This is a genomic window from Enterobacter sp. RHBSTW-00593 (genome assembly GCF_013784105.1).
In the GTDB taxonomy this organism is placed as follows: Bacteria; Pseudomonadota; Gammaproteobacteria; order Enterobacterales; family Enterobacteriaceae; genus Enterobacter; species Enterobacter ludwigii.
Map to the genome: position 1 here is coordinate 1,401,438 of NZ_CP056393.1, position 18,469 is coordinate 1,419,906.

An 18,469-nucleotide genomic window follows, 5' to 3' on the forward strand; every position below is an offset into this window, starting at 1 on the left:
GGTTTTTTTACGAATACATCGCCGTGATCGATGCGCTGCCCAGCGAATGAAAATGGACGTTAAAGCCGACCATTGCGCCACTCGCACCCTCATCCACCTCAATCTTGTCCACATCCAGCGCGTGAACCGTGAAGATATAGCGGTGCGTTTCCCCTTTTGGCGGCGCGGCACCACCGTAACCCGCTTTGCCAAAATCGGTTCGGGTCTGGATAGCGCCTTCAGGCAGCGCCACCAGGTCAGAGCCGGAACCTTGCGGCAGAACGCGCGTATCCGCAGGCAGGTTCGCCACTATCCAGTGCCACCACCCTGAGCCTGTAGGAGCATCCGGGTCATAGCAGGTGACAACAAAGCTTTTGGTTCCCGCCGGAACATCGTCCCACGCCAGATGCGGAGAGATATTATCCCCCTGATAACCCATGCCGTTAAAAACGTGGCGTTCAGGCAGTTTTTCCCCGTCGCGCAGATCTTTACTGATGATTTTCATACGATTTACCTCGGTATCCGATTATGCAAAAAGTGTAATGCATAAACAGAGTACCGACGTTAACGCTCGGGGTTAAATCGCAAAATGTGCGGGAATGTTAACGGCGTCAACTACCGCAGCCGTTAACTGACGTAGCTGAGCCGACGAGATAACATAAGGCGGCATCAGATAGATAAGCTTGCCGAAAGGACGCACCCACACCCCCCGTTCCACGAAGAAACGCTGCAGCGCCGCCATGTTAACCGGATGGGTGGTCTCAATCACGCCGATGGCACCCAGCACGCGCACATCCGCCACGAATTCAGCCGCTGACGCTGCGCTCAGCTCCTGGCGAAGCTGCGCTTCAATCGTCGCGACCTGCGTTTGCCACTCGCCGCTCTCGAGAATGGCCAGGCTTTCGCTCGCCACCGCGCAGGCCAGCGGGTTGCCCATAAACGTCGGGCCGTGCATAAAGCAGCCCGCGTCGCCGTCGCTGATGGTGTCGGCAACGTGGCGCGTTGTCAGCGTGGCGGACAACGTCATGGTGCCGCCGGTCAGCGCTTTACCCAGACACAGAATATCCGGTGCGATCCCCGCATGCTCGCAGGCGAACAGCTTGCCGGTGCGGCCAAAGCCGGTGGCGATCTCATCGGCAATCAGCAGAATGCCCTCGCGATCGCACATCTTACGAATGCGCGTCAGCCACGCCGGGTGGTACATCCGCATCCCGCCTGCACCCTGCACAACCGGCTCAAGAATAACGGCGGCAATCTCATGGCGGTGGGCAGCCATCAGCCGCGCAAAACCGACCATGTCCATTTCATCCCACTCCCCGTCAAAACGGCTTTGCGGTGCCAGGGCAAAGAGGTTCTCTGGCAGATAGCCCTTCCACAGGCTGTGCATGGAGTTATCCGGATCGCACACCGACATCGCGCCGAACGTGTCGCCGTGATAGCCGTTGCGGAAGGTGAGGAACCGCTGGCGGGTCTCACCTCTGGCGTGCCAGTACTGCAGCGCCATTTTCATCGCCACTTCCACGGCAACAGAGCCGGAATCTGCAAGGAAAACGCACTCCAGCGGGGCCGGGGTCATCGCGACCAGACGCCGGCACAGGTCAACCGCAGGCTGATGGGTGATACCGCCAAACATCACGTGCGACATCTGGTCAATCTGCGCTTTCATCGCCGCATTCAGACGCGGGTGGTTATACCCGTGAATAGCCGCCCACCAGGATGACATGCCGTCCACAAGCGACTCACCGCTGCTCAGGGTCAGTTCGCACCCGTGAGCCGAGGCGACCGGGTAAACGGGGAGGGGGCGGGTAGTGGAAGTGTAAGGGTGCCAGATATGCTGCTTGTCGAAGGCGAGATCGTCCTGGGTCATAATCGACTTGTAAACCATTTTGAAAAGTTTTAGGTTTACGAGTATAAACCGATCTGAAAATTAACAAAACCCTTTGGAGAAGCCCCATGGCTCACCACGCACGCTGGACGATGTCGCAAGTTACTGAATTATTCAATAAACCTTTCCTTGAGCTGATGTTTGAAGCCCAACAGGTGCATCGTCAGCACTTCGATCCACGCCATGTGCAGGTCAGTACGCTGCTGTCGATCAAGACTGGCGCATGCCCAGAAGATTGCAAATACTGCCCGCAGAGTGCGCGCTATAAAACCGGGCTTGAATCTGAACGTCTGATGGAAGTGGAGCAGGTGCTCGACTCTGCCCGTAAGGCGAAAAATGCAGGCTCAACCCGATTCTGTATGGGCGCGGCATGGAAAAACCCGCACGATCGCGACATGCCGTATCTGGAGCAGATGGTGAAAGGGGTGAAAGAGATGGGGCTGGAAGCCTGCATGACCCTTGGCACGCTGAACGAAGAGCAGGCGCAACGCCTTTCCGCGGCAGGGCTGGATTACTACAACCACAACCTCGACACCTCCCCTGAATTTTACGGCAATATCATCACCACGCGGACCTATCAGGAGCGTCTCGATACGCTGGATAAAGTGCGTGACGCCGGCATCAAAGTCTGTTCAGGCGGGATTGTGGGACTGGGCGAAACGGTGAAAGACCGTGCGGGTCTTCTGCTGCAGCTGGCGAACCTGCCCACGCCGCCGGAAAGCGTGCCGATCAACATGCTGGTGAAAGTTAAAGGTACGCCACTGGCGGATAACGAAGACGTGGATGCATTTGATTTTATCCGCACCATTGCGGTGGCGCGTATCATGATGCCGACCTCCTACGTGCGCCTCTCGGCGGGTCGTGAACAGATGAGCGAGCAGACGCAGGCGATGTGCTTTATGGCCGGGGCCAACTCCATCTTCTACGGCTGCAAACTGCTGACCACCCCGAACCCGGAAGAGGACAAAGACGTCCAGTTGTTCCGCAAGCTGGGGCTGAACCCGCATCAGACCGACGTCCTGACGGGGGATAACGAGCAACAGCAGCAGCTGGAGCAGCAGATTTTCAACGCCGATACTGACCAGTTCTACAACGCGGCAACCGTATGACCTGGCAGGCACGTATCCATTCCGCGCTTGAAGAACGGCGGGCGGCAGATGCCTTTCGCGTTCGCAACGTGGTAGAAAACGGCGCAGGCCGTTTTCTCACCCGCGAGGGCCGGCAGTTTTGCAATTTCTCCAGCAATGATTATCTCGGGCTGAGCCAGCACCCGGCGATCGTCCGCGCCTGGCAACAGGGGGCGGAGCGGTTTGGCGTCGGCAGCGGCGGTTCGGGGCATGTCAGCGGCTACACCACGGCGCATCAGGCGCTGGAGGAGGCCCTTGCCGACTGGCTGGGGTATCCGCGTGCGTTGCTGTTCATTTCAGGTTTTGCCGCCAACCAGGCGGTCATCACCGCGCTAATGGGCAAGGACGACCGCATTGTTGCCGACCGCTTAAGTCACGCCTCGCTGCTGGAAGCGGCAAGTTTAAGCCCTGCGCAGCTCCGCCGCTTTGCCCATAACGATGCGGCTCAGCTTGCTGGCCTGCTCGATAAGCCCTGCACCGGACAGCAGCTGGTGGTCACAGAAGGGGTGTTCAGCATGGACGGCGACAGCGCACCGCTGCGTCCGCTGCATGAGACGGCGCAGCGACAAAACGCCTGGCTGCTGGTTGATGATGCCCATGGTATTGGCGTGATGGGTGAGGAAGGGCGCGGTAGCGTCCATCAGCAAAACGTGAAGCCGGAACTGCTGGTGGTGACTTTCGGGAAAGGTTTTGGCGTGAGCGGGGCGGCCGTGTTGTGCAGCGAGTCTGTCGCCGACTATCTGCTGCAGTTCGCCCGTCATCTCATTTACAGCACCAGTATGCCACCCGCACAGGCCGTGGCGCTGTCTGCATCACTGGCGGTGATCCGCAGCGCTGAAGGTGCGGAACGACGAGCGCGTCTGGCGGAACATATTCGGCGTTTTCGCCAGGGGTTACGCCATCTCCCGTTCCAGAGCACCGATTCGCAGAGCGCAATCCAGCCGGTGATGGTGGGGGAAAACGGTCTGGCTCTCACGCTGGCGCAGACGCTTCGCGAGCGCGGGATATGGGTGACGGCTATTCGTCCACCAACCGTACCGCCAGGCACTGCCCGGCTGCGTCTGACGCTCACGGCGGCGCACGAAGCAGAGGATATCGAGGCACTTCTGGAGGCGCTGCATGACACCCGTGAATAAACAGGCGATCGCGGCGGCATTTGGCCGGGCCGCGCGCAGCTATTCGCAGCACGATGAACTCCAGCGTCAGAGCGCGCAGGGGCTGCTTACTTTACTCAACGAGACCCGGTTCCCTCAGGTGCTGGACGCCGGGTGTGGGCCGGGTGCCAATAGCCGACACTGGCGTGCGGCCGGCAGCGAGGTGACGGCTATCGATCTGTCGCCCGATATGCTCGAGGAGGCCCGTCAGCAGCAGGCCGCGCACCACTATCTGGTTGCCGATATTGAGTCCATTCCGCTGCCGGATGCGCGGTTTGATCTGGTCTGGAGCCATCTGGCGGTACAGTGGTGCAGTAGTCTCCCGCAGGCATTAAACGAGCTTTATCGCGTGGCGCGCCCGGGTGGATGCGTGGCCTTCACCACGCTGCTGGAAAGCTCTTTACCGGAGCTCAATCAGGCGTGGAAAGCGGTGGATGAACAACCTCACGCTAACCGTTTTTTGTCGCACGAGCAGGTCATCCACGCGCTGGCGGGATGGCGCTATCGCTGTGCTGAGCAGACCATTACGCTGAATTTCGACGATGCCTTCAGCGCCATGCGCTCCCTGAAGGGCATTGGCGCGACCCATCTGCATGCGGGGCGTGAAAAGAAACCTCTTACCCGCGGCCAGTTGCAGCGTCTGGAGCTGGCGTGGCCGCAGCAGCGGGGGCAGTTCCCGCTCTCATATCAACTTTTTCATGGGATTATTGAACGTGACTGAACGTTATTTTGTCACCGGAACAGATACCGAAGTGGGCAAGACGGTTGCCAGCTCAGCGCTGCTGCAGGCGGCGCGCATGCAGGGAAAAACCACCGCCGGATATAAACCTGTCGCCTCCGGCAGCGAGATGACGGCGCACGGGTTACGCAATACCGACGCGCTGGCGCTCCAGCGCAACAGCACGCTTGAACTTGCCTATTCAGCGGTGAATCCGTACACCTTTGCCGAGCCCACCTCACCGCATATTATCAGCGCCGATGAAGGTCGCCCGATTGATTTTGCCGTGCTTTCTGCCGGGTTACGCGCCCTTGAACGCCAGGCTGACTGGGTACTGGTGGAGGGCGCCGGTGGCTGGTTTACGCCACTTTCGGCGGACCAGACCTTTGCTGACTGGGTGCAAATCGAGCAGCTGCCGGTAATTCTGGTGGTAGGGGTCAAACTCGGCTGTATCAACCATGCGATGCTGACTGCCCAGGCCGTTCAGCAGGCCGGGCTGCGCCTGGCCGGCTGGATAGCCAACGACGTGGTTGCGCCGGGCAGGCGACATCAGGAGTATCAGGCAACGCTGAAGCGGGTGCTTCCTGCGCCGTTTCTTGGGGAGATCCCGTGGCTGGCTGACACTGCCGGGTGCGCTGAAACCGGGCATTACCTCGATCTCAGCGTCTTGCCTCCAGCGACATCCAGTGGGCGATAAGCTCGTCATCCAGCTCGTTAACGTGGCCCTGGGCCACGTTACGCCCGCGATACAGCATGCAAAAGCGCTCCGCGACCCGGCGGATAAACGACAGCTGCTGCTCAGCTAACAACACCGTCATTCCCAGTTCCCGGTTTAACCGCACCAGCAGCTGGCTCAGCTTCTGGGCGAAGCTGTGGCCCGCGCCATGCATCGGTTCATCCAGAATCAGCATCCGCGGACGGATGACCAGCGCATTGGCCAGCGCCAGCTGATACTGGTCGTCTGGCGAAAGCGTGTTGGCCCGGGTTTGTCGCAGCGCATAGAGTTCCGGAAAGAGGTCGTAAACGTCACTTTTCGCTTCAGGGTCAGGTTTCCCTGTCGCGCGCATGGCGATATGCAGATTTTCATCAATGGTTAACTGGGAGAAAATCCGCCTGTCCTGCGGGACATAGCCTATTCCCGGGCCAGCGAAGGGTTCTGGCGTCTGGCTAAGCAAATCTCGCGGCGGTGCACCGGCTTCGTGCCAGATGATGGTGCCGCTGTCGACAGGCACTTTCCCGGCGATGCAATTCATCAGGGTCGTTTTGCCCATCCCCGGCAGGCCAACAACGCCTGTACACATGCCTTTGGGAAAATCTAAATCCACGTTCCATAGCGTATGTTGGCTTCCGTAAAACTGGTTAACTGCACGCAGACTCAACATCTTTCTCTCCTTAAAATCTGTGTGGATGAGGCTCATTGTGGGATGTGCAAAACTCCTGCCAGAAACCCTAAATTGATTAAAAAAGAGACTTTTTTAGGAATTTGTCCCGGATAAGCGGTGTGTGATTACCCCCTTTGCACATCCGCGGTGCCGGACGTGATGAGTTGTGGTGCAGGGTTAAAATGGTGGAAATGTGAGCAAGATCGCATCGGTTGGTTATGAATGACACAACTGTTTATCAGCAAAAAATAGCTATAAAAAATTTTTGCTGCCGTTTCGTGGGAAAAGTCGGGAATTTGCTGAGCGGCGGTCTGCACGGGCTGGAAGCAGTTATCCACTATTCCTGTGGATAACCATGTGCATTAGAGTTAGAAAACACGCGATAAGCGAGAGAAGACGCGGGTTACGACCAAATTGGCGCGAAACGCGGCTTTAGAAAATATCGCTTAATATTTAATTGGTTAGATAAAAGCAATTGCCGTAATGAAAGTGTCACCTGTTGCCATAAAACTATCATTACCTGGCTTGACAAATGTTAAAAAAGAAAAAGTTCTGGGGATAACCCGTCCTGACTGGTGTTTTATGTTGTCACAGTCCAAATTTTGACCGCTATCGCGCTAATCACCCTGCCGGTACTCTAAATATCCTGACATGCTACTGGTTTTTCATCCAGTGTTTTTTACTGGCATTCCTGGCAGCAACGAGTAAAATTACTCACCTGCCGCTTATAACGTCATCAGGTTGTCGCCCATGAGTAAACCGTTCAAATTGAATTCTGCATTCCGTCCTTCCGGCGATCAGCCTGAGGCGATCCGACGTCTCGAAGAGGGGCTGGAAGATGGGCTGGCGCACCAGACGCTGCTGGGGGTAACCGGTTCGGGCAAAACGTTTACCATTGCCAACGTTATCGCCGATCTGCAGCGCCCCACGATGGTGCTGGCCCCAAACAAAACCCTGGCCGCTCAGCTTTACGGCGAGATGAAAGAGTTCTTCCCGGATAACGCCGTGGAATATTTTGTCTCCTACTACGATTACTACCAGCCTGAAGCGTATGTCCCGAGCTCTGACACCTTCATTGAGAAAGATGCCTCGGTGAACGAACACATTGAGCAGATGCGTCTGTCGGCGACGAAGGCGCTCCTTGAGCGTCGCGATGTGGTGGTGGTGGCGTCAGTGTCGGCTATCTACGGTCTGGGCGATCCGGATCTCTATCTCAAGATGATGCTGCACCTGACCCAGGGGATGATCATCGATCAGCGCGCTATTTTACGCCGTCTGACAGAGCTGCAGTACACCCGTAACGATCAGGCGTTCCAGCGCGGTACCTTCCGCGTGCGCGGCGAGGTGATTGATATCTTCCCGGCAGAGTCGGACGATATCGCCCTGCGCGTTGAGCTGTTTGACGAAGAGGTTGAACGCCTGTCGCTGTTTGACCCGCTGACCGGCCACGTCGAGTCGGTCGTTCAGCGCTATACCATCTACCCGAAAACGCACTACGTGACGCCACGCGAGCGTATCGTGCAGGCGATGGAAGAGATCAAAGTTGAGCTGGCAGACCGCCGTAAGGTGCTTCTGGCGAATAATAAGCTGCTGGAAGAGCAACGCCTGAGCCAGCGCACCCAGTTTGACCTGGAGATGATGAACGAGCTGGGCTACTGCTCCGGTATCGAAAACTACTCACGTTTCCTCTCCGGGCGTGGTCCGGGCGAGCCACCGCCGACGCTGTTTGATTATCTGCCGGCAGACGGTCTGCTGGTGATCGACGAATCTCACGTGACTATCCCGCAAATTGGCGGGATGTATCGCGGTGACCGGGCGCGTAAAGAGACGCTGGTGGAGTATGGTTTCCGTCTGCCATCGGCACTGGATAACCGTCCCATGAAGTTTGAAGAATTTGAGGCGCTGGCACCCCAAACCATCTACGTCTCGGCTACGCCGGGCAACTACGAGCTCGAAAAATCGGGCGATGAGGTGGTTGACCAGGTCGTGCGTCCGACCGGGCTGCTGGATCCGATTATCGAGGTGCGTCCGGTCGCCACTCAGGTTGACGATCTGCTGTCAGAAATCCGTATCCGCGCGGCCATCAACGAGCGCGTGCTGGTAACGACGTTGACCAAGCGCATGGCGGAAGATCTCACCGAGTATCTTGAGGAGCACGGTGAGCGGGTGCGTTATCTGCACTCGGATATCGATACCGTCGAGCGTATGGAGATCATCCGCGACCTGCGTCTGGGCGAGTTTGACGTGCTGGTGGGTATCAACCTGCTGCGAGAAGGCCTGGATATGCCAGAAGTCTCGCTGGTGGCGATTCTGGATGCCGACAAAGAGGGCTTCCTGCGTTCTGAACGCTCCCTGATCCAGACCATTGGCCGTGCCGCGCGTAACGTTAACGGTAAAGCGATCCTTTACGGTGACAAAATTACCCCGTCAATGGCGAAAGCAATTGGCGAAACGGAGCGTCGTCGTGAGAAACAGCAGCGTTACAACGAAGAGCACGGTATTACGCCGCAGGGCCTGAACAAGAAAGTGGTGGATATTCTGGCGCTGGGTCAGAACATTGCGAAGACCAAAGCGAAAGGGCGCGGGAAGGCGCGTTCAGTGGTTGAGCCGGATACCGTCGAGCTGACGCCAAAAGCGCTGCAGCAGAAAATCCACGAACTGGAAGGGCAGATGATGCAGCATGCGCAGAACCTCGAATTCGAAGAGGCCGCGCAAATCCGCGACCAACTGCATCAGCTGCGCGATCTGTTTATCGCCGCCTCCTAGGTAAAAGCAAAATGACAGCCGCAGGCTGTCATTTTTTTAGTGTTTGCTCTCTCCCGTGGGAGAGAAGTTGGGTGAGGGCATAATCTCTATCCCAGGTCCTGAATCGCTTTCTCCAGCGCTTCACGCAGCAGGTGACGGTCGTGGCGATATTTGATATCGCTTGCTTCCAGCGGCTCCTGAACCACCACGCGATCGCCAATCCCTGATACATCAACTTTCGGGCCGACCACTACGCCATCGATGATTTTCTTCCCGACGTACTGCTCCATCAGAGTCAGTTTATCCGCCAGCGACAGGCTCGCCGCCGCCGGGCTCAGCTCACGGCCTAAATTGCCGATGTAAACCATGGGGGCGGGCGTTCTGCGCAGGGCCTGTGCCAGCTCTTTGACCAGTAAAATGGGCATCAGGCTGGTGTAAAAACTGCCCGGCCCAATCAAAATCAAATCCGCTTCGCCGATGGCCTCAATGGCTTCACGCGTGGCGGGCACGCTTGGGTAGGTCATCAGCTCTTTTGGTGGCACGGTAAGCTGGTCGATGTTCACTTCGCCATAAACCTCGTGCCCTTCCGCATCGATCGCCATTAAATCGACCGGTTGTTCGGACATTGGGATCAGGAACGCGTCAACCTTGAGCAGGTTTCGGATCAAATTGATGGCTTCCAGCGGGCGCACTGACAGGTGATCCAGCGCTTTAAGCATCAAATTTCCAAGGTTATGCCCGGAAAGTTCGCCGTTACCGCCAAAACGGTACTCAAACATCGCCGAAGCGACGCTCGGCTCGGTAATTAACTGGTTCAGACAATTACGCATATCGCCCCAGGCGATACCCCCTTCCGCGCGTCGAATACGCCCGGTGGAGCCGCCATTATCCGTGGTTGTCACTATCCCTGTCAGCCTTGAGCCAAGTGAAGACAATGAAGACATCACTCGCCCCAGACCATGGCCTCCGCCAAGAGCGACAACACGGTCAAGATCCGCAAAAGTGCGATTGCGCATACACATTCCTTATCACGTTCGATCTGCGTAACACTACCCTAACTACCCCTAAAAGACGATGCCTCACCCGGCGCAAAATGACGTATATCAATGTGAATATGCTGTTTTTAGGTATTCTGTAGCGAAAATACACGATTATGTCGTTATGTATATGGTTATATAGCGTTAAGTGATAATGGCGAAGGGAAGATTTCCGCGCTACTATCGCCATAACCACGTTTTCAAATTTGAAAACATACACTCGAGCCCTGGCGCCTGTGTCGAAAGATATGGCGTCCTGGCCGTGGCGAATATGCCACCAGGGTACAGAAAGAAATGACTGTGCCTCCCGTCTCTGGAAAGGTGTACATGGCTTCACAACTTACTGATGCATTCGCGCGTAAGTTTTTTTACTTACGTCTGTCGATTACCGATGTGTGCAACTTCCGTTGCACCTACTGCCTGCCCGATGGCTACAAACCGGGCAGCGTCACCAATAACGGCTTTCTCTCCGTGGACGAAGTGCGCCGCGTCACGCGCGCATTCTCTGAACTCGGCACGGAAAAGGTCCGCCTGACCGGAGGGGAACCCTCTCTGCGTCGTGATTTCCCCGATATCATTGCTGCGGTGCGTGAGAACGATCGTATCCGTCAGATTGCGGTCACCACCAACGGGTACCGCATGGCTCGCGACGTTGCGGCCTGGCGCGACGCGGGCTTAACCGCCATCAACGTCAGCGTGGACAGCCTCGATGCCCGCCAGTTTCATGCCATTACCGGCCAGGATAAATTCCGCCAGGTGATGGATGGAATTGACGCGGCGTTCAGTGCCGGGTTCCAGAAGGTCAAAGTCAATACGGTGCTGATGCGTGACGTCAACCATCACCAGCTTGATACCTTCCTGGCGTGGATCAAATCCCGCCCCATCCAGTTGCGTTTTATCGAGCTGATGGAAACCGGCGAGGGCAGTGAGCTGTTCTGTCGGCATCACATCTCCGGGATGGTGTTGCGTGATGAGCTGCTGAAACGCGGCTGGATCCACCAGATCCGTCAACGCAGCGACGGCCCGGCGCAGGTCTTTTGTCACCCGGATTACGAAGGGGAAATCGGGCTTATCATGCCGTATGAGAAAGACTTCTGTGCCAGCTGTAACCGTCTTCGCGTCTCCTCCGTTGGTAAGCTGCATCTGTGCCTGTTCGGGGATGGCGGTGTCGACCTTCGCGATCTGCTGGCGGAAGACGCCCAACAGGCCGCGCTTGAAGCGCGGATTTCTGAAGCTCTGACGCACAAAAAACAGACCCACTTCCTGCATCAGGGCAACACCGGCATTACTCAGAACCTGTCCTACATTGGCGGGTAATCAGGCTTAAGAAGGAACCAGAAGATGAGTCAGGTTAGCGCGGAATTTATCCCGACACGCATTGCTATTCTTACCGTTTCCGACCGCCGCGGTGAAGAGGATGACACCTCCGGCCACTGGCTGCGCGATGCGGCACATGATGCCGGGCACAGTATTGTTGATAAGGCGATCGTGAAAGAGAACCGTTATGCCATTCGTGCACGGGTCTCTCAGTGGATTGCCAGCGATGAGGTGCAGGTGGTGCTGATCACCGGTGGCACCGGTTTTACCACAGGCGACCAGGCTCCCGAGGCACTCGTCCCGCTGTTTGACCGGGAAGTGGAAGGCTTTGGTGAAGTGTTCCGCATGCTCTCGTTTGAAGAGATTGGCACCTCCACGCTGCAGTCGCGTGCGGTTGCCGGTGTGGCGAACGGCACGTTGATTTTTGCCATGCCCGGCTCGACAAAAGCGTGTCGCACCGCGTGGGAAAATATCATTGCGCCGCAGCTGGATGCCCGTACCCGTCCGTGTAATTTCCATCCCCATTTAAAGAAATAAGTTATGTCGCAACTGACCCACATTAACGCCGCTGGCGAAGCACATATGGTGGATGTCTCCGCCAAAGCCGAAACGGTGCGTGAAGCGCGTGCTGAAGCCTTCGTGACCATGTTGCCAGAGACCCTGGCGATGATTATTGACGGTAGCCATCACAAAGGCGACGTCTTTGCCACCGCCCGCATCGCCGGGATCCAGGCTGCGAAACGCACCTGGGACTTAATTCCGCTCTGCCACCCGCTGATGCTGAGCAAGGTGGAAGTTAACCTGCAGGCGCAGCCGGAGCACAACCGCGTGCGCATCGAGTCGCTCTGCCGCTTAACCGGGAAAACCGGGGTTGAGATGGAAGCCCTGACGGCGGCCTCTGTCGCCGCGTTGACTATCTATGACATGTGCAAAGCGGTGCAGAAAGATATGGTGATTGGCCCGGTTCGTTTGCTGGCGAAAAGCGGTGGCAAATCCGGTGATTTTAAGGTGGACAGCCATGATTAAGGTGCTCTTTTTTGCTCAGGTCCGCGAGCTGGTGGGCACCGACAGCCTGACGCTTGATGCCCCGTTTGACACCGTTGCCGACCTGCGTGCGCATCTTGCCGCGCAAAGCGACCGCTGGGCGCTGGCGCTGGATGAAGGCAAGCTGCTGGCCGCGGTTAACCAGACGCTGGTGGAGCTGACCCATCCGCTGACGGCCGGGGATGAAGTGGCCTTCTTCCCGCCGGTGACAGGGGGCTAAGATGGCTGAAACCCGAATTCTGGTAGGTCATGATCGTTTCAGCGTTGGTACAGAATATGACTGGCTGGCAGAGCGTGACGAAGACGGTGCGGTTGTCACCTTCACCGGCAAAGTGCGTAACCATAATCTCGGCGACAGCGTAAAGGCGCTGACGCTGGAGCACTATCCGGGCATGACGGAGAAATCCCTCGCGGAGATCGTTGAACAGGCGCGTGGCCGCTGGCCGCTCGGGCGAGTGACGGTTATCCACCGTATTGGTGAAATGTGGCCTGGCGAGGAAATCGTTTTTGTCGGCGTGACCAGTGCCCACCGTAGTAGCGCGTTTGCAGCTGGGGAGTTCATTATGGATTACCTCAAAACCAAAGCGCCATTCTGGAAACGTGAAGCGACGCCGGAAGGCGACAGGTGGGTTGAGTCGCGTGACAGCGACAAAGAAGCCGCCAGTCGTTGGTAGTCGGTTTGCGTGGATGTGTTAGTCTTAACGTGTGTGTCTACTTAATCAGGAGTGAATCATGGACCGATTTCCGCGTTCCGATTCAATAGTACAGCAGACCCGTACCGGGCTGCAGACGTATATGGCTCAGGTTTATGGCTGGATGACGGTCGGTTTACTGCTGACCGCCTTTATCGCATGGTATGCAGCCAACACGCCTGAGCTGATGATGTTTATCTTCTCGAGCAAAATCACTTTCTTTGGGCTGATCATCGCGCAACTGGCGCTGGTCTTTGTTCTCTCCGGCCTGGTGCAGAAGCTGAGCGCCGGAATGGCGACCACGCTGTTTATGCTCTATTCGGCACTGACGGGGCTGACGCTCTCCAGCATCTTCATCGTGTATACCTATTCCTCCATCGCCAGCACGTTTGTGGTCGCTGGCGGGATGTTTGGTGCGATGAGCCTCTACGGCTACACCACGAAGCGTGACCTGAGCGGTTTCGGCAGCATGCTGTTTATGGGGCTGATTGGGATTGTGCTGGCGTCGCTGGTGAACCTGTGGCTGAAGAGTGAAGCGCTGATGTGGGCGGTGACCTATATCGGGGTGGTGATCTTCGTCGGTTTGACGGCCTACGACACTCAGAAGCTGAAAAATATTGGCGAACAGATTGACGTACGCGACAGCTCAAACCTGCGCAAATACGCGATTCTGGGCGCCCTGACGCTGTATCTGGACTTTATCAACCTGTTCCTGATGTTGCTGCGTATTTTAGGCAACCGTCGTTAAGTGTATTTCCCTTACCCGACCTGCGTTGCGCAGGCCGGGTAAGTTCCCCCGCCAGACCTCACTTCGCTAACGCTTTCTCATTCTTCGCCCGCAGTTTCTTCGCCCGACTCTCCAGCACCAGATAACACACCGTTGCCAGCGCCAGCGGCAGGAAGTAATAGAGCATACGGTAGGCCAGCAGGGCGGCAATAATCGTACCCTGTGAAACATGCTCTCCGGCGAGCAAGGCGATAAATACCGCCTCCAGCACCCCAATCCCCGCCGGAATATGCACGATCACGCCGGCAATGCTGCTGACCAGCAGCACGCCCAGCACAAAGAAGTAATTCACATCTTCACCAATGAGCATCCAGATAATCGCCCCCATCGCCATCCAGTTGGCGCTGGACACGGCCATCTGCAGGACCGCGAATTTCCACGAAGGCAGCACCAGTTTTTGCCCCTTGATGGTCATGTGTCGGCGTTTGGCAAAGGCGCAGGCCCAAAGATAGAGCGCAATGATGAGCAGTAATGCAAAGCCTAAAATCCGCAGCGTGGTTTCATCGATGTACCAGTGCGCAGGCAATTGCACCACGCCGATGGTGAAAATCACCCCGCCAAGCAGAATGTAACCCAGCCAGTTGGTGGTGATGCTGAGGGAAAAAATGCGCGTAATGGTCCCGCCCGGCAGGCCGAGGCGCGAGTAAAGGCGATAGCGCATGCCGATGCCACCCACCCAAGTACTCAATGTCAGGTTAAAGGCGTAACAGATAAACGACACCAGCATGACCTGGCGCTTCGCAAGCTTATGGCCGCAGTAGGCGCGGCCCAGAAGGTCATAGCAGCCGTACATGAGGTAGCTCACAATCACCAGCCCCACCGCGCCCAGCAGCACCAGCCGGTTGTAGTTGCGGATAACTTTCCACACCTCTTCCCAGTCAACTTTCTGGGCGTAAACCACCAGCAGAACCGCGACGGCGATGAAAAACAGCCAGGTGAGGATCTTTTTAGCCAGCCGCCAACGTGGATGTGATTTCGACATCAGGTTTTCCCTCCATCTTCCGCTTCAACGCGGTCCTGGGTTTCCATTTCGGGCTGGACAGGCGGATCCACCAGCGCAAGTTTTGGCGTGTGCGCCGGCAGCCAGCCCACCATCGCCGGGAAATGACGCAGGAAGTGGAACACCACCACGCTAATGCCCAGATTCCACCAGGTGCGTTTGGGCACCATGGATTCGTCCACGCGCACGCAGTCGTTCACGATCAACGCCTGCAGGTTATCCCTGAGAGTCTGGTTGAAATGGCGATCGTGGATGATCAGGTTAGCTTCAAGATTGAGTGATAAACTCAGCGGGTCGAGATTGCTGGAGCCCACGGTGGCCCAGTGATCGTCCATCAGGGCAACTTTGCCGTGCAGCGGCCGACGGCGATATTCGTAAATTTGTACGCCACCTTTCACCAGATAGTTGTACAGCAGCCGGGCACCGATTTTGACAATCTGCATGTCCGGCTCGCCCTGAACAATGAGCTTCACGCGAACGCCGCGTCGGGCCGCATTGCGCATGGCATGCAGCAGGCGATAGCCCGGGAAAAAGTAGGCGTTGGCGATAATCACTTCGCGCTTCGCATTCGCCAGCATCTTCAGGTAATGCCGCTCAATGTCGTCCCGGTGCTCACCGTTATCCCGCCAGACAAACAGCGCCTGCGCTTCACCGGGGTGACGGTTCTCTTCCGGACGATGGTGGCGGCGCTGCCACCAGCGGCGGGCAGCTTCTTTACCGGGCAGGTTTTCCAGCTCAAAGAGCAGGATATCCTGCACCACCGGTCCTTCAATGCGAATCGCGTAATCCTGCTTGGCTTCCGGGCCGTAATCGGACATATGTTCAGCGGAGTAGTTAATGCCGCCAACAAACGCTACCGTCTCATCCACCACCACAATTTTGCGGTGCATCCGGCGGAAAAGATTGGTACGCATGCCGAAAAGGCGAGGGCCAGGATCGTAATAACGGAACACGACGCCTGCTGAGGTGAGCTCATTGACGAACGCATCACTGAGGTCCGGTGAGCCATAGCCATCCAGCAGCACTTCGATTTTGACGCCACGCAGGGCAGCACGCAGCAGCACGCTGTGCAACTGCTTACCGACGTCGTCTTCGAACCAGATAAACGTTTCAAGGATCACTTTCTGCTTTGCGTGGTCAATCGCGTCAAACACCGCGGGGTAATATTCATCCCCGTTGACCAGCAGCGTGATCCGGTTGCCTTCCTGCCATGAACATTTCATAAGTGGATCTCCGCGCTGAGCGGCGCATGGTCGGAAAGATGTCGCCAGTTAAGTAACGCCAGTGCGGTCGGGCTGCTGGCATGGGCGTTTTTCACGTAGATTCTGTCGAGTCGCAAAAACGGGAACCGTACCGGAAAGGTGCGTGCAGGCCTGCCGTTTGCACGGGTGAAAATCTCCTCAAGTCCGGCATCAACCTTCAACGGATGGTTAGCCCGCTGCCGCCAGTCGTTGAAATCACCGGCCACGACCACGGGTTCACCTTCGGGCAGGGCATTGGTCCATTCGGCCAGCATTTTTAGCTGAGCCTGGCGATGGGCTTCGCGCAGGCCCAGATGAACACAGCCCACGTGCACCGGGAACGCCAGATCCGGCGGGGCGATACGGCAGTAAAGCAGCCCGCGTTTTTCACTTTCACCCACAGAGACGTCGCGGTTTTCGTAATGTTCGATGGGAAAACGTGACAGCACCGCATTACCGTGATGCCCTTCCGGGTACACCGCGTTGCGCCCGTAGGCGTAATCACTCCACATGGTGTCGGCCAGGAATTCGTAGTGCGGGGTGTCCGGCCAGTTTTCAAAGTGAAGCGGATGCACTTCGTGCGCGCCCATGACTTCCTGAAGGCAGACAATGTCCGCGCTGACGGTGCGTACCGCATCGCGCAGCTCCGGTAAAATGAAGCGGCGGTTAAATGCTGTGAAGCCTTTATGAATGTTTATCGTCAGCACTTTAAGCGAGAAATGCTGCATTTTTTTGGTCATACGTTCCTTCCAGGGTGACTATCCCGATGAAAATAAAGTGTAGTAGGCGTCACAAAAAGATGCGGTGTTACGGAATTTTCCGTAAAGTGCGGTAGTCTGATTAAGCAGAGAAAAATCCTTCAGGAGAGAAGCCATGAAGTGGCAACAACGCGTTCGTGTCGCAACTGGCCTGAGTTGCTGGCAGATAATGTTGCATTTACTGGTCGTGGCCGTACTGGTGATGGGCTGGATGAGCGGCACGCTGGTGCGGGTCGGCTTAGGGCTATGCGTCCTCTATGGCGTCACCGTACTGTCGATGCTGTTTTTACAGCGCCACCACGAAGCACGCTGGCGTGAGGTGGGTGATGTGCTCGAAGAGCTCACCACCACCTGGTACTTTGGTGCGGCGATGATTGTGCTTTGGTTGCTGTCGCGTGTGCTGCAAAACAACCTGCTGCTGGCCCTGGCCGGTCTGGCAATCCTCGCAGGGCCTGCCGTGGTCTCGTTACTGACCAAAGAGAAAAAGCTACGCGATGTTTCGTCTAAACATCACGTACGCCACTGAGCCCGTCGTGGCCGCTATAATCAGTAGCGGCCACAAACTTCCCCAGACAATGTCCAGACTCGCATCCTTCAGATAGATCTGCTTGGTGATATCCGTGAAGTGCCGAATCGGGTTTATCCACGTCAAATCCTGTAACCATACCGGCATGTTCTCGACGGGCGAGACGTAGCCCGAAAGCAAAATCGCCGGCATCATAAAGACGAACACGCCAATAAATGCCTGCTGCTGGGTAGAGCAGAGCGCGGAAATCAGCAGTCCAAACCCGACCAGCGACAGCCCGTAAATCACCATCGTGAAGTAGAACAGCGCCAGCGAACCGGCGAACGGGATCTGGTAGGCCCATATTCCCACGCCCAGCACGATGGTGGCCTGGAAGGTCGCGACAATCAGCGCCGGAACCGCTTTGCCGACGAAAATTTGCCATGTTGCGAGCGGGGAAACCAGCAGCTGATCGAGCGTCCCCTGTTCGCGCTCACGGGCGACGGAGAGCGACGTTACGATCATCACTCCGATGGTGGTGATCATGGCGATCAGCGATGGCACCACGAACCATTTGTAATCCAGATTCGGGTTATACCAGTTGCGCACCACCAGCTCGCTGTTGTTAGGTTTTGGTTTCCCGTCCATCAACTCCTGTTGGTAATCCTTCACCACCTGCTGAAGATAGTTGGCTGCAATCTGGGCGCTGTTGGAGTTGCGCCCGTCGAGGATTAACTGCATTGGTGCCGTCTGGAAGGTATCCAGGTTGCGGGAAAAATCGGCCGGAAAACGCACCAGCAATAACGCTTTTTGCGTATCGATGGTGGGCTGGATCTCCTGCGGGCTTTTCAGCAGCAGGATGTGGGTAAAAGCCTTCGCGCGGGCGAAACGCTGCGTCAATTCGACGGAATGTTTGCCGTTATCTTCGTTGTAGATAGCAATGGTGGCGTTAGTCACCTCCAGCGTGGCGGCAAACGGGAAGAGCAACACCTGAAGCAACACCGGTAATACCAGAATGGCGCGCGTCTGCGGCTCGCGCAGCAGCGACTGCAGCTCTTTGCGTATCAATGTCCATAAACGGTGAAACATGTTCGCTCC

The 18,469-nt window shown here is 56.7% G+C and carries 20 protein-coding genes and 1 riboswitch; of the genes, 12 read left to right on the forward strand and 8 right to left on the reverse strand.

Annotated elements, in window-relative coordinates; all coding sequences use genetic code 11:
• Positions 1 to 7 precede the first annotated feature (7 nt).
• Both HV242_RS06600 and bioA read right to left on the reverse strand, forming a co-directional pair.
• The gene (locus HV242_RS06600; protein ID WP_014169213.1) at positions 8 to 484 is read right to left on the reverse strand and encodes a kinase inhibitor; all 477 of its coding nucleotides are present in this window, start codon (positions 482 to 484) and stop codon (positions 8 to 10) included.
• 72 nt (positions 485 to 556) lie between these two features.
• Positions 557 to 1,846, reverse strand: a complete 1,290-nt coding sequence (gene bioA, locus HV242_RS06605) for an adenosylmethionine--8-amino-7-oxononanoate transaminase (protein ID WP_072126484.1) — start codon at positions 1,844 to 1,846, stop codon at positions 557 to 559.
• A gap of 86 nt (positions 1,847 to 1,932) precedes the next feature.
• Between bioA and bioB the strand changes: the two genes are divergently transcribed.
• The 4 genes from bioB to bioD are packed head-to-tail and all read left to right on the forward strand — an operon-like array spanning position 1,933 to position 5,560.
• The gene (gene bioB, locus HV242_RS06610; protein WP_014169215.1) at positions 1,933 to 2,973 is read left to right on the forward strand and encodes a biotin synthase BioB; all 1,041 of its coding nucleotides are present in this window, start codon (positions 1,933 to 1,935) and stop codon (positions 2,971 to 2,973) included.
• A complete protein-coding gene (gene bioF / locus HV242_RS06615; protein WP_044866437.1) occupies positions 2,970 to 4,127 on the forward strand; it encodes an 8-amino-7-oxononanoate synthase in 1,158 nt (385 codons plus the stop codon). Before bioB ends, bioF begins: the two co-directional genes overlap by 4 nt.
• Positions 4,111 to 4,866 carry a malonyl-ACP O-methyltransferase BioC gene (gene bioC, locus HV242_RS06620; protein WP_050737368.1) on the forward strand — a complete coding sequence of 252 codons (756 nt, stop codon included), beginning with the start codon at positions 4,111 to 4,113 and terminating at the stop codon, positions 4,864 to 4,866. The genes bioF and bioC overlap by 17 nt, the downstream gene beginning before the upstream one ends.
• Positions 4,859 to 5,560: a dethiobiotin synthase gene (gene bioD / locus HV242_RS06625; RefSeq protein ID WP_050737367.1), complete on the forward strand. Its 702-nt coding sequence runs from the start codon at positions 4,859 to 4,861 to the stop codon at positions 5,558 to 5,560. Before bioC ends, bioD begins: the two co-directional genes overlap by 8 nt.
• On the opposite strand, the gene HV242_RS06630 is transcribed toward bioD, so the two are convergent.
• Positions 5,523 to 6,245: an ABC transporter ATP-binding protein gene (locus HV242_RS06630; RefSeq protein WP_014169219.1), complete on the reverse strand. Its 723-nt coding sequence runs from the start codon at positions 6,243 to 6,245 to the stop codon at positions 5,523 to 5,525. The genes bioD and HV242_RS06630 overlap by 38 nt on opposite strands.
• Positions 6,246 to 6,995: 750 nt before the next feature.
• Here HV242_RS06630 and uvrB point away from each other — a divergent pair.
• Positions 6,996 to 9,011, forward strand: coding sequence for an excinuclease ABC subunit UvrB (gene uvrB / locus HV242_RS06635; RefSeq protein ID WP_020884934.1), 2,016 nt, complete (start codon positions 6,996 to 6,998; stop codon positions 9,009 to 9,011).
• An 86-nt stretch (positions 9,012 to 9,097) separates the two neighbouring features.
• Here uvrB and yvcK read toward each other — a convergent pair whose 3' ends face one another.
• A complete protein-coding gene (gene yvcK / locus HV242_RS06640; RefSeq protein ID WP_050737366.1) occupies positions 9,098 to 10,006 on the reverse strand; it encodes a uridine diphosphate-N-acetylglucosamine-binding protein YvcK in 909 nt (302 codons plus the stop codon).
• 226 nt (positions 10,007 to 10,232) lie between these two features.
• Positions 10,233 to 10,367: riboswitch (molybdenum cofactor riboswitch) on the forward strand.
• Between yvcK and moaA the strand changes: the two genes are divergently transcribed.
• The 6 genes from moaA (at position 10,355) to HV242_RS06670 (ending at position 13,828) form a co-directional block, all read left to right on the forward strand.
• Complete coding sequence (gene moaA / locus HV242_RS06645) at positions 10,355 to 11,344, forward strand: GTP 3',8-cyclase MoaA (protein ID WP_063858345.1); 990 nt, start codon at positions 10,355 to 10,357, stop codon at positions 11,342 to 11,344. It overlaps the preceding riboswitch by 13 nt.
• Before the next feature lie 24 nt (positions 11,345 to 11,368).
• The gene (gene moaB, locus HV242_RS06650; RefSeq protein ID WP_020884931.1) at positions 11,369 to 11,881 is read left to right on the forward strand and encodes a molybdenum cofactor biosynthesis protein B; all 513 of its coding nucleotides are present in this window, start codon (positions 11,369 to 11,371) and stop codon (positions 11,879 to 11,881) included.
• Positions 11,882 to 11,884: 3 nt separating this feature from the next.
• The gene (gene moaC, locus HV242_RS06655; protein WP_008501142.1) at positions 11,885 to 12,370 is read left to right on the forward strand and encodes a cyclic pyranopterin monophosphate synthase MoaC; all 486 of its coding nucleotides are present in this window, start codon (positions 11,885 to 11,887) and stop codon (positions 12,368 to 12,370) included.
• Positions 12,363 to 12,608, forward strand: coding sequence for a molybdopterin synthase sulfur carrier subunit (gene moaD / locus HV242_RS06660; protein WP_020884929.1), 246 nt, complete (start codon positions 12,363 to 12,365; stop codon positions 12,606 to 12,608). Before moaC ends, moaD begins: the two co-directional genes overlap by 8 nt.
• A gap of 1 nt (position 12,609) precedes the next feature.
• Entirely contained in the window at positions 12,610 to 13,062 is a 453-nt protein-coding gene (gene moaE, locus HV242_RS06665; protein WP_014169225.1) for a molybdopterin synthase catalytic subunit MoaE, read from the forward strand.
• Positions 13,063 to 13,120: 58 nt separating this feature from the next.
• Positions 13,121 to 13,828: a Bax inhibitor-1/YccA family protein gene (locus HV242_RS06670; RefSeq protein WP_014169226.1), complete on the forward strand. Its 708-nt coding sequence runs from the start codon at positions 13,121 to 13,123 to the stop codon at positions 13,826 to 13,828.
• A 58-nt stretch (positions 13,829 to 13,886) separates the two neighbouring features.
• On the opposite strand, the gene HV242_RS06675 is transcribed toward HV242_RS06670, so the two are convergent.
• From HV242_RS06675 to HV242_RS06685, 3 genes are read right to left on the reverse strand one after another with little or no spacing between them, the layout of a single operon-like run.
• Positions 13,887 to 14,849 (reverse strand): lysylphosphatidylglycerol synthase domain-containing protein, encoded by a 963-nt coding sequence (locus HV242_RS06675; RefSeq protein ID WP_014169227.1) that lies wholly within the window; start codon positions 14,847 to 14,849, stop codon positions 13,887 to 13,889.
• Positions 14,849 to 16,090 carry a cardiolipin synthase ClsB gene (clsB, locus tag HV242_RS06680; RefSeq protein ID WP_040016974.1) on the reverse strand — a complete coding sequence of 414 codons (1,242 nt, stop codon included), beginning with the start codon at positions 16,088 to 16,090 and terminating at the stop codon, positions 14,849 to 14,851. Before clsB ends, HV242_RS06675 begins: the two co-directional genes overlap by 1 nt.
• Positions 16,087 to 16,848, reverse strand: coding sequence for an endonuclease/exonuclease/phosphatase family protein (locus HV242_RS06685; RefSeq protein ID WP_014169229.1), 762 nt, complete (start codon positions 16,846 to 16,848; stop codon positions 16,087 to 16,089). Before HV242_RS06685 ends, clsB begins: the two co-directional genes overlap by 4 nt.
• A 133-nt stretch (positions 16,849 to 16,981) precedes the next feature.
• Here HV242_RS06685 and HV242_RS06690 point away from each other — a divergent pair, with 133 nt between their 5' ends.
• Positions 16,982 to 17,392 (forward strand): YbhQ family protein, encoded by a 411-nt coding sequence (locus HV242_RS06690; RefSeq protein WP_014169230.1) that lies wholly within the window; start codon positions 16,982 to 16,984, stop codon positions 17,390 to 17,392.
• On the opposite strand, the gene HV242_RS06695 is transcribed toward HV242_RS06690, so the two are convergent.
• Entirely contained in the window at positions 17,354 to 18,460 is a 1,107-nt protein-coding gene (locus tag HV242_RS06695; RefSeq protein WP_014169231.1) for an ABC transporter permease, read from the reverse strand. The two genes, HV242_RS06690 and HV242_RS06695, sit on opposite strands and share 39 nt — an antisense overlap.
• Positions 18,461 to 18,469 lie beyond the last annotated feature (9 nt).

Bases quoted from the DNA above. Each gene is read 5' to 3' on its own strand.
- bioA (WP_072126484.1), bottom strand. From the start codon at position 1,846: ATGACCCAGGACGATCTCGCCTTCGACAAGCAGCATATCTGGCACCCT.
- moaC (WP_008501142.1), top strand. From the start codon at position 11,885: ATGTCGCAACTGACCCACATTAACGCCGCTGGCGAAGCACATATGGTG.
- HV242_RS06670 (WP_014169226.1), top strand. From the start codon at position 13,121: ATGGACCGATTTCCGCGTTCCGATTCAATAGTACAGCAGACCCGTACC.
- moaB (WP_020884931.1), top strand. From the start codon at position 11,369: ATGAGTCAGGTTAGCGCGGAATTTATCCCGACACGCATTGCTATTCTT.
- moaA (WP_063858345.1), top strand. From the start codon at position 10,355: ATGGCTTCACAACTTACTGATGCATTCGCGCGTAAGTTTTTTTACTTA.
- moaD (WP_020884929.1), top strand. From the start codon at position 12,363: ATGATTAAGGTGCTCTTTTTTGCTCAGGTCCGCGAGCTGGTGGGCACC.
- moaE (WP_014169225.1), top strand. From the start codon at position 12,610: ATGGCTGAAACCCGAATTCTGGTAGGTCATGATCGTTTCAGCGTTGGT.
- HV242_RS06685 (WP_014169229.1), bottom strand. From the start codon at position 16,848: ATGACCAAAAAAATGCAGCATTTCTCGCTTAAAGTGCTGACGATAAAC.
- bioC (WP_050737368.1), top strand. From the start codon at position 4,111: ATGACACCCGTGAATAAACAGGCGATCGCGGCGGCATTTGGCCGGGCC.
- HV242_RS06695 (WP_014169231.1), bottom strand. From the start codon at position 18,460: ATGTTTCACCGTTTATGGACATTGATACGCAAAGAGCTGCAGTCGCTG.
- clsB (WP_040016974.1), bottom strand. From the start codon at position 16,090: ATGAAATGTTCATGGCAGGAAGGCAACCGGATCACGCTGCTGGTCAAC.
- HV242_RS06675 (WP_014169227.1), bottom strand. From the start codon at position 14,849: ATGTCGAAATCACATCCACGTTGGCGGCTGGCTAAAAAGATCCTCACC.
- yvcK (WP_050737366.1), bottom strand. From the start codon at position 10,006: ATGCGCAATCGCACTTTTGCGGATCTTGACCGTGTTGTCGCTCTTGGC.
- bioB (WP_014169215.1), top strand. From the start codon at position 1,933: ATGGCTCACCACGCACGCTGGACGATGTCGCAAGTTACTGAATTATTC.
- HV242_RS06690 (WP_014169230.1), top strand. From the start codon at position 16,982: ATGAAGTGGCAACAACGCGTTCGTGTCGCAACTGGCCTGAGTTGCTGG.
- HV242_RS06630 (WP_014169219.1), bottom strand. From the start codon at position 6,245: ATGTTGAGTCTGCGTGCAGTTAACCAGTTTTACGGAAGCCAACATACG.
- uvrB (WP_020884934.1), top strand. From the start codon at position 6,996: ATGAGTAAACCGTTCAAATTGAATTCTGCATTCCGTCCTTCCGGCGAT.
- bioF (WP_044866437.1), top strand. From the start codon at position 2,970: ATGACCTGGCAGGCACGTATCCATTCCGCGCTTGAAGAACGGCGGGCG.
- HV242_RS06600 (WP_014169213.1), bottom strand. From the start codon at position 484: ATGAAAATCATCAGTAAAGATCTGCGCGACGGGGAAAAACTGCCTGAA.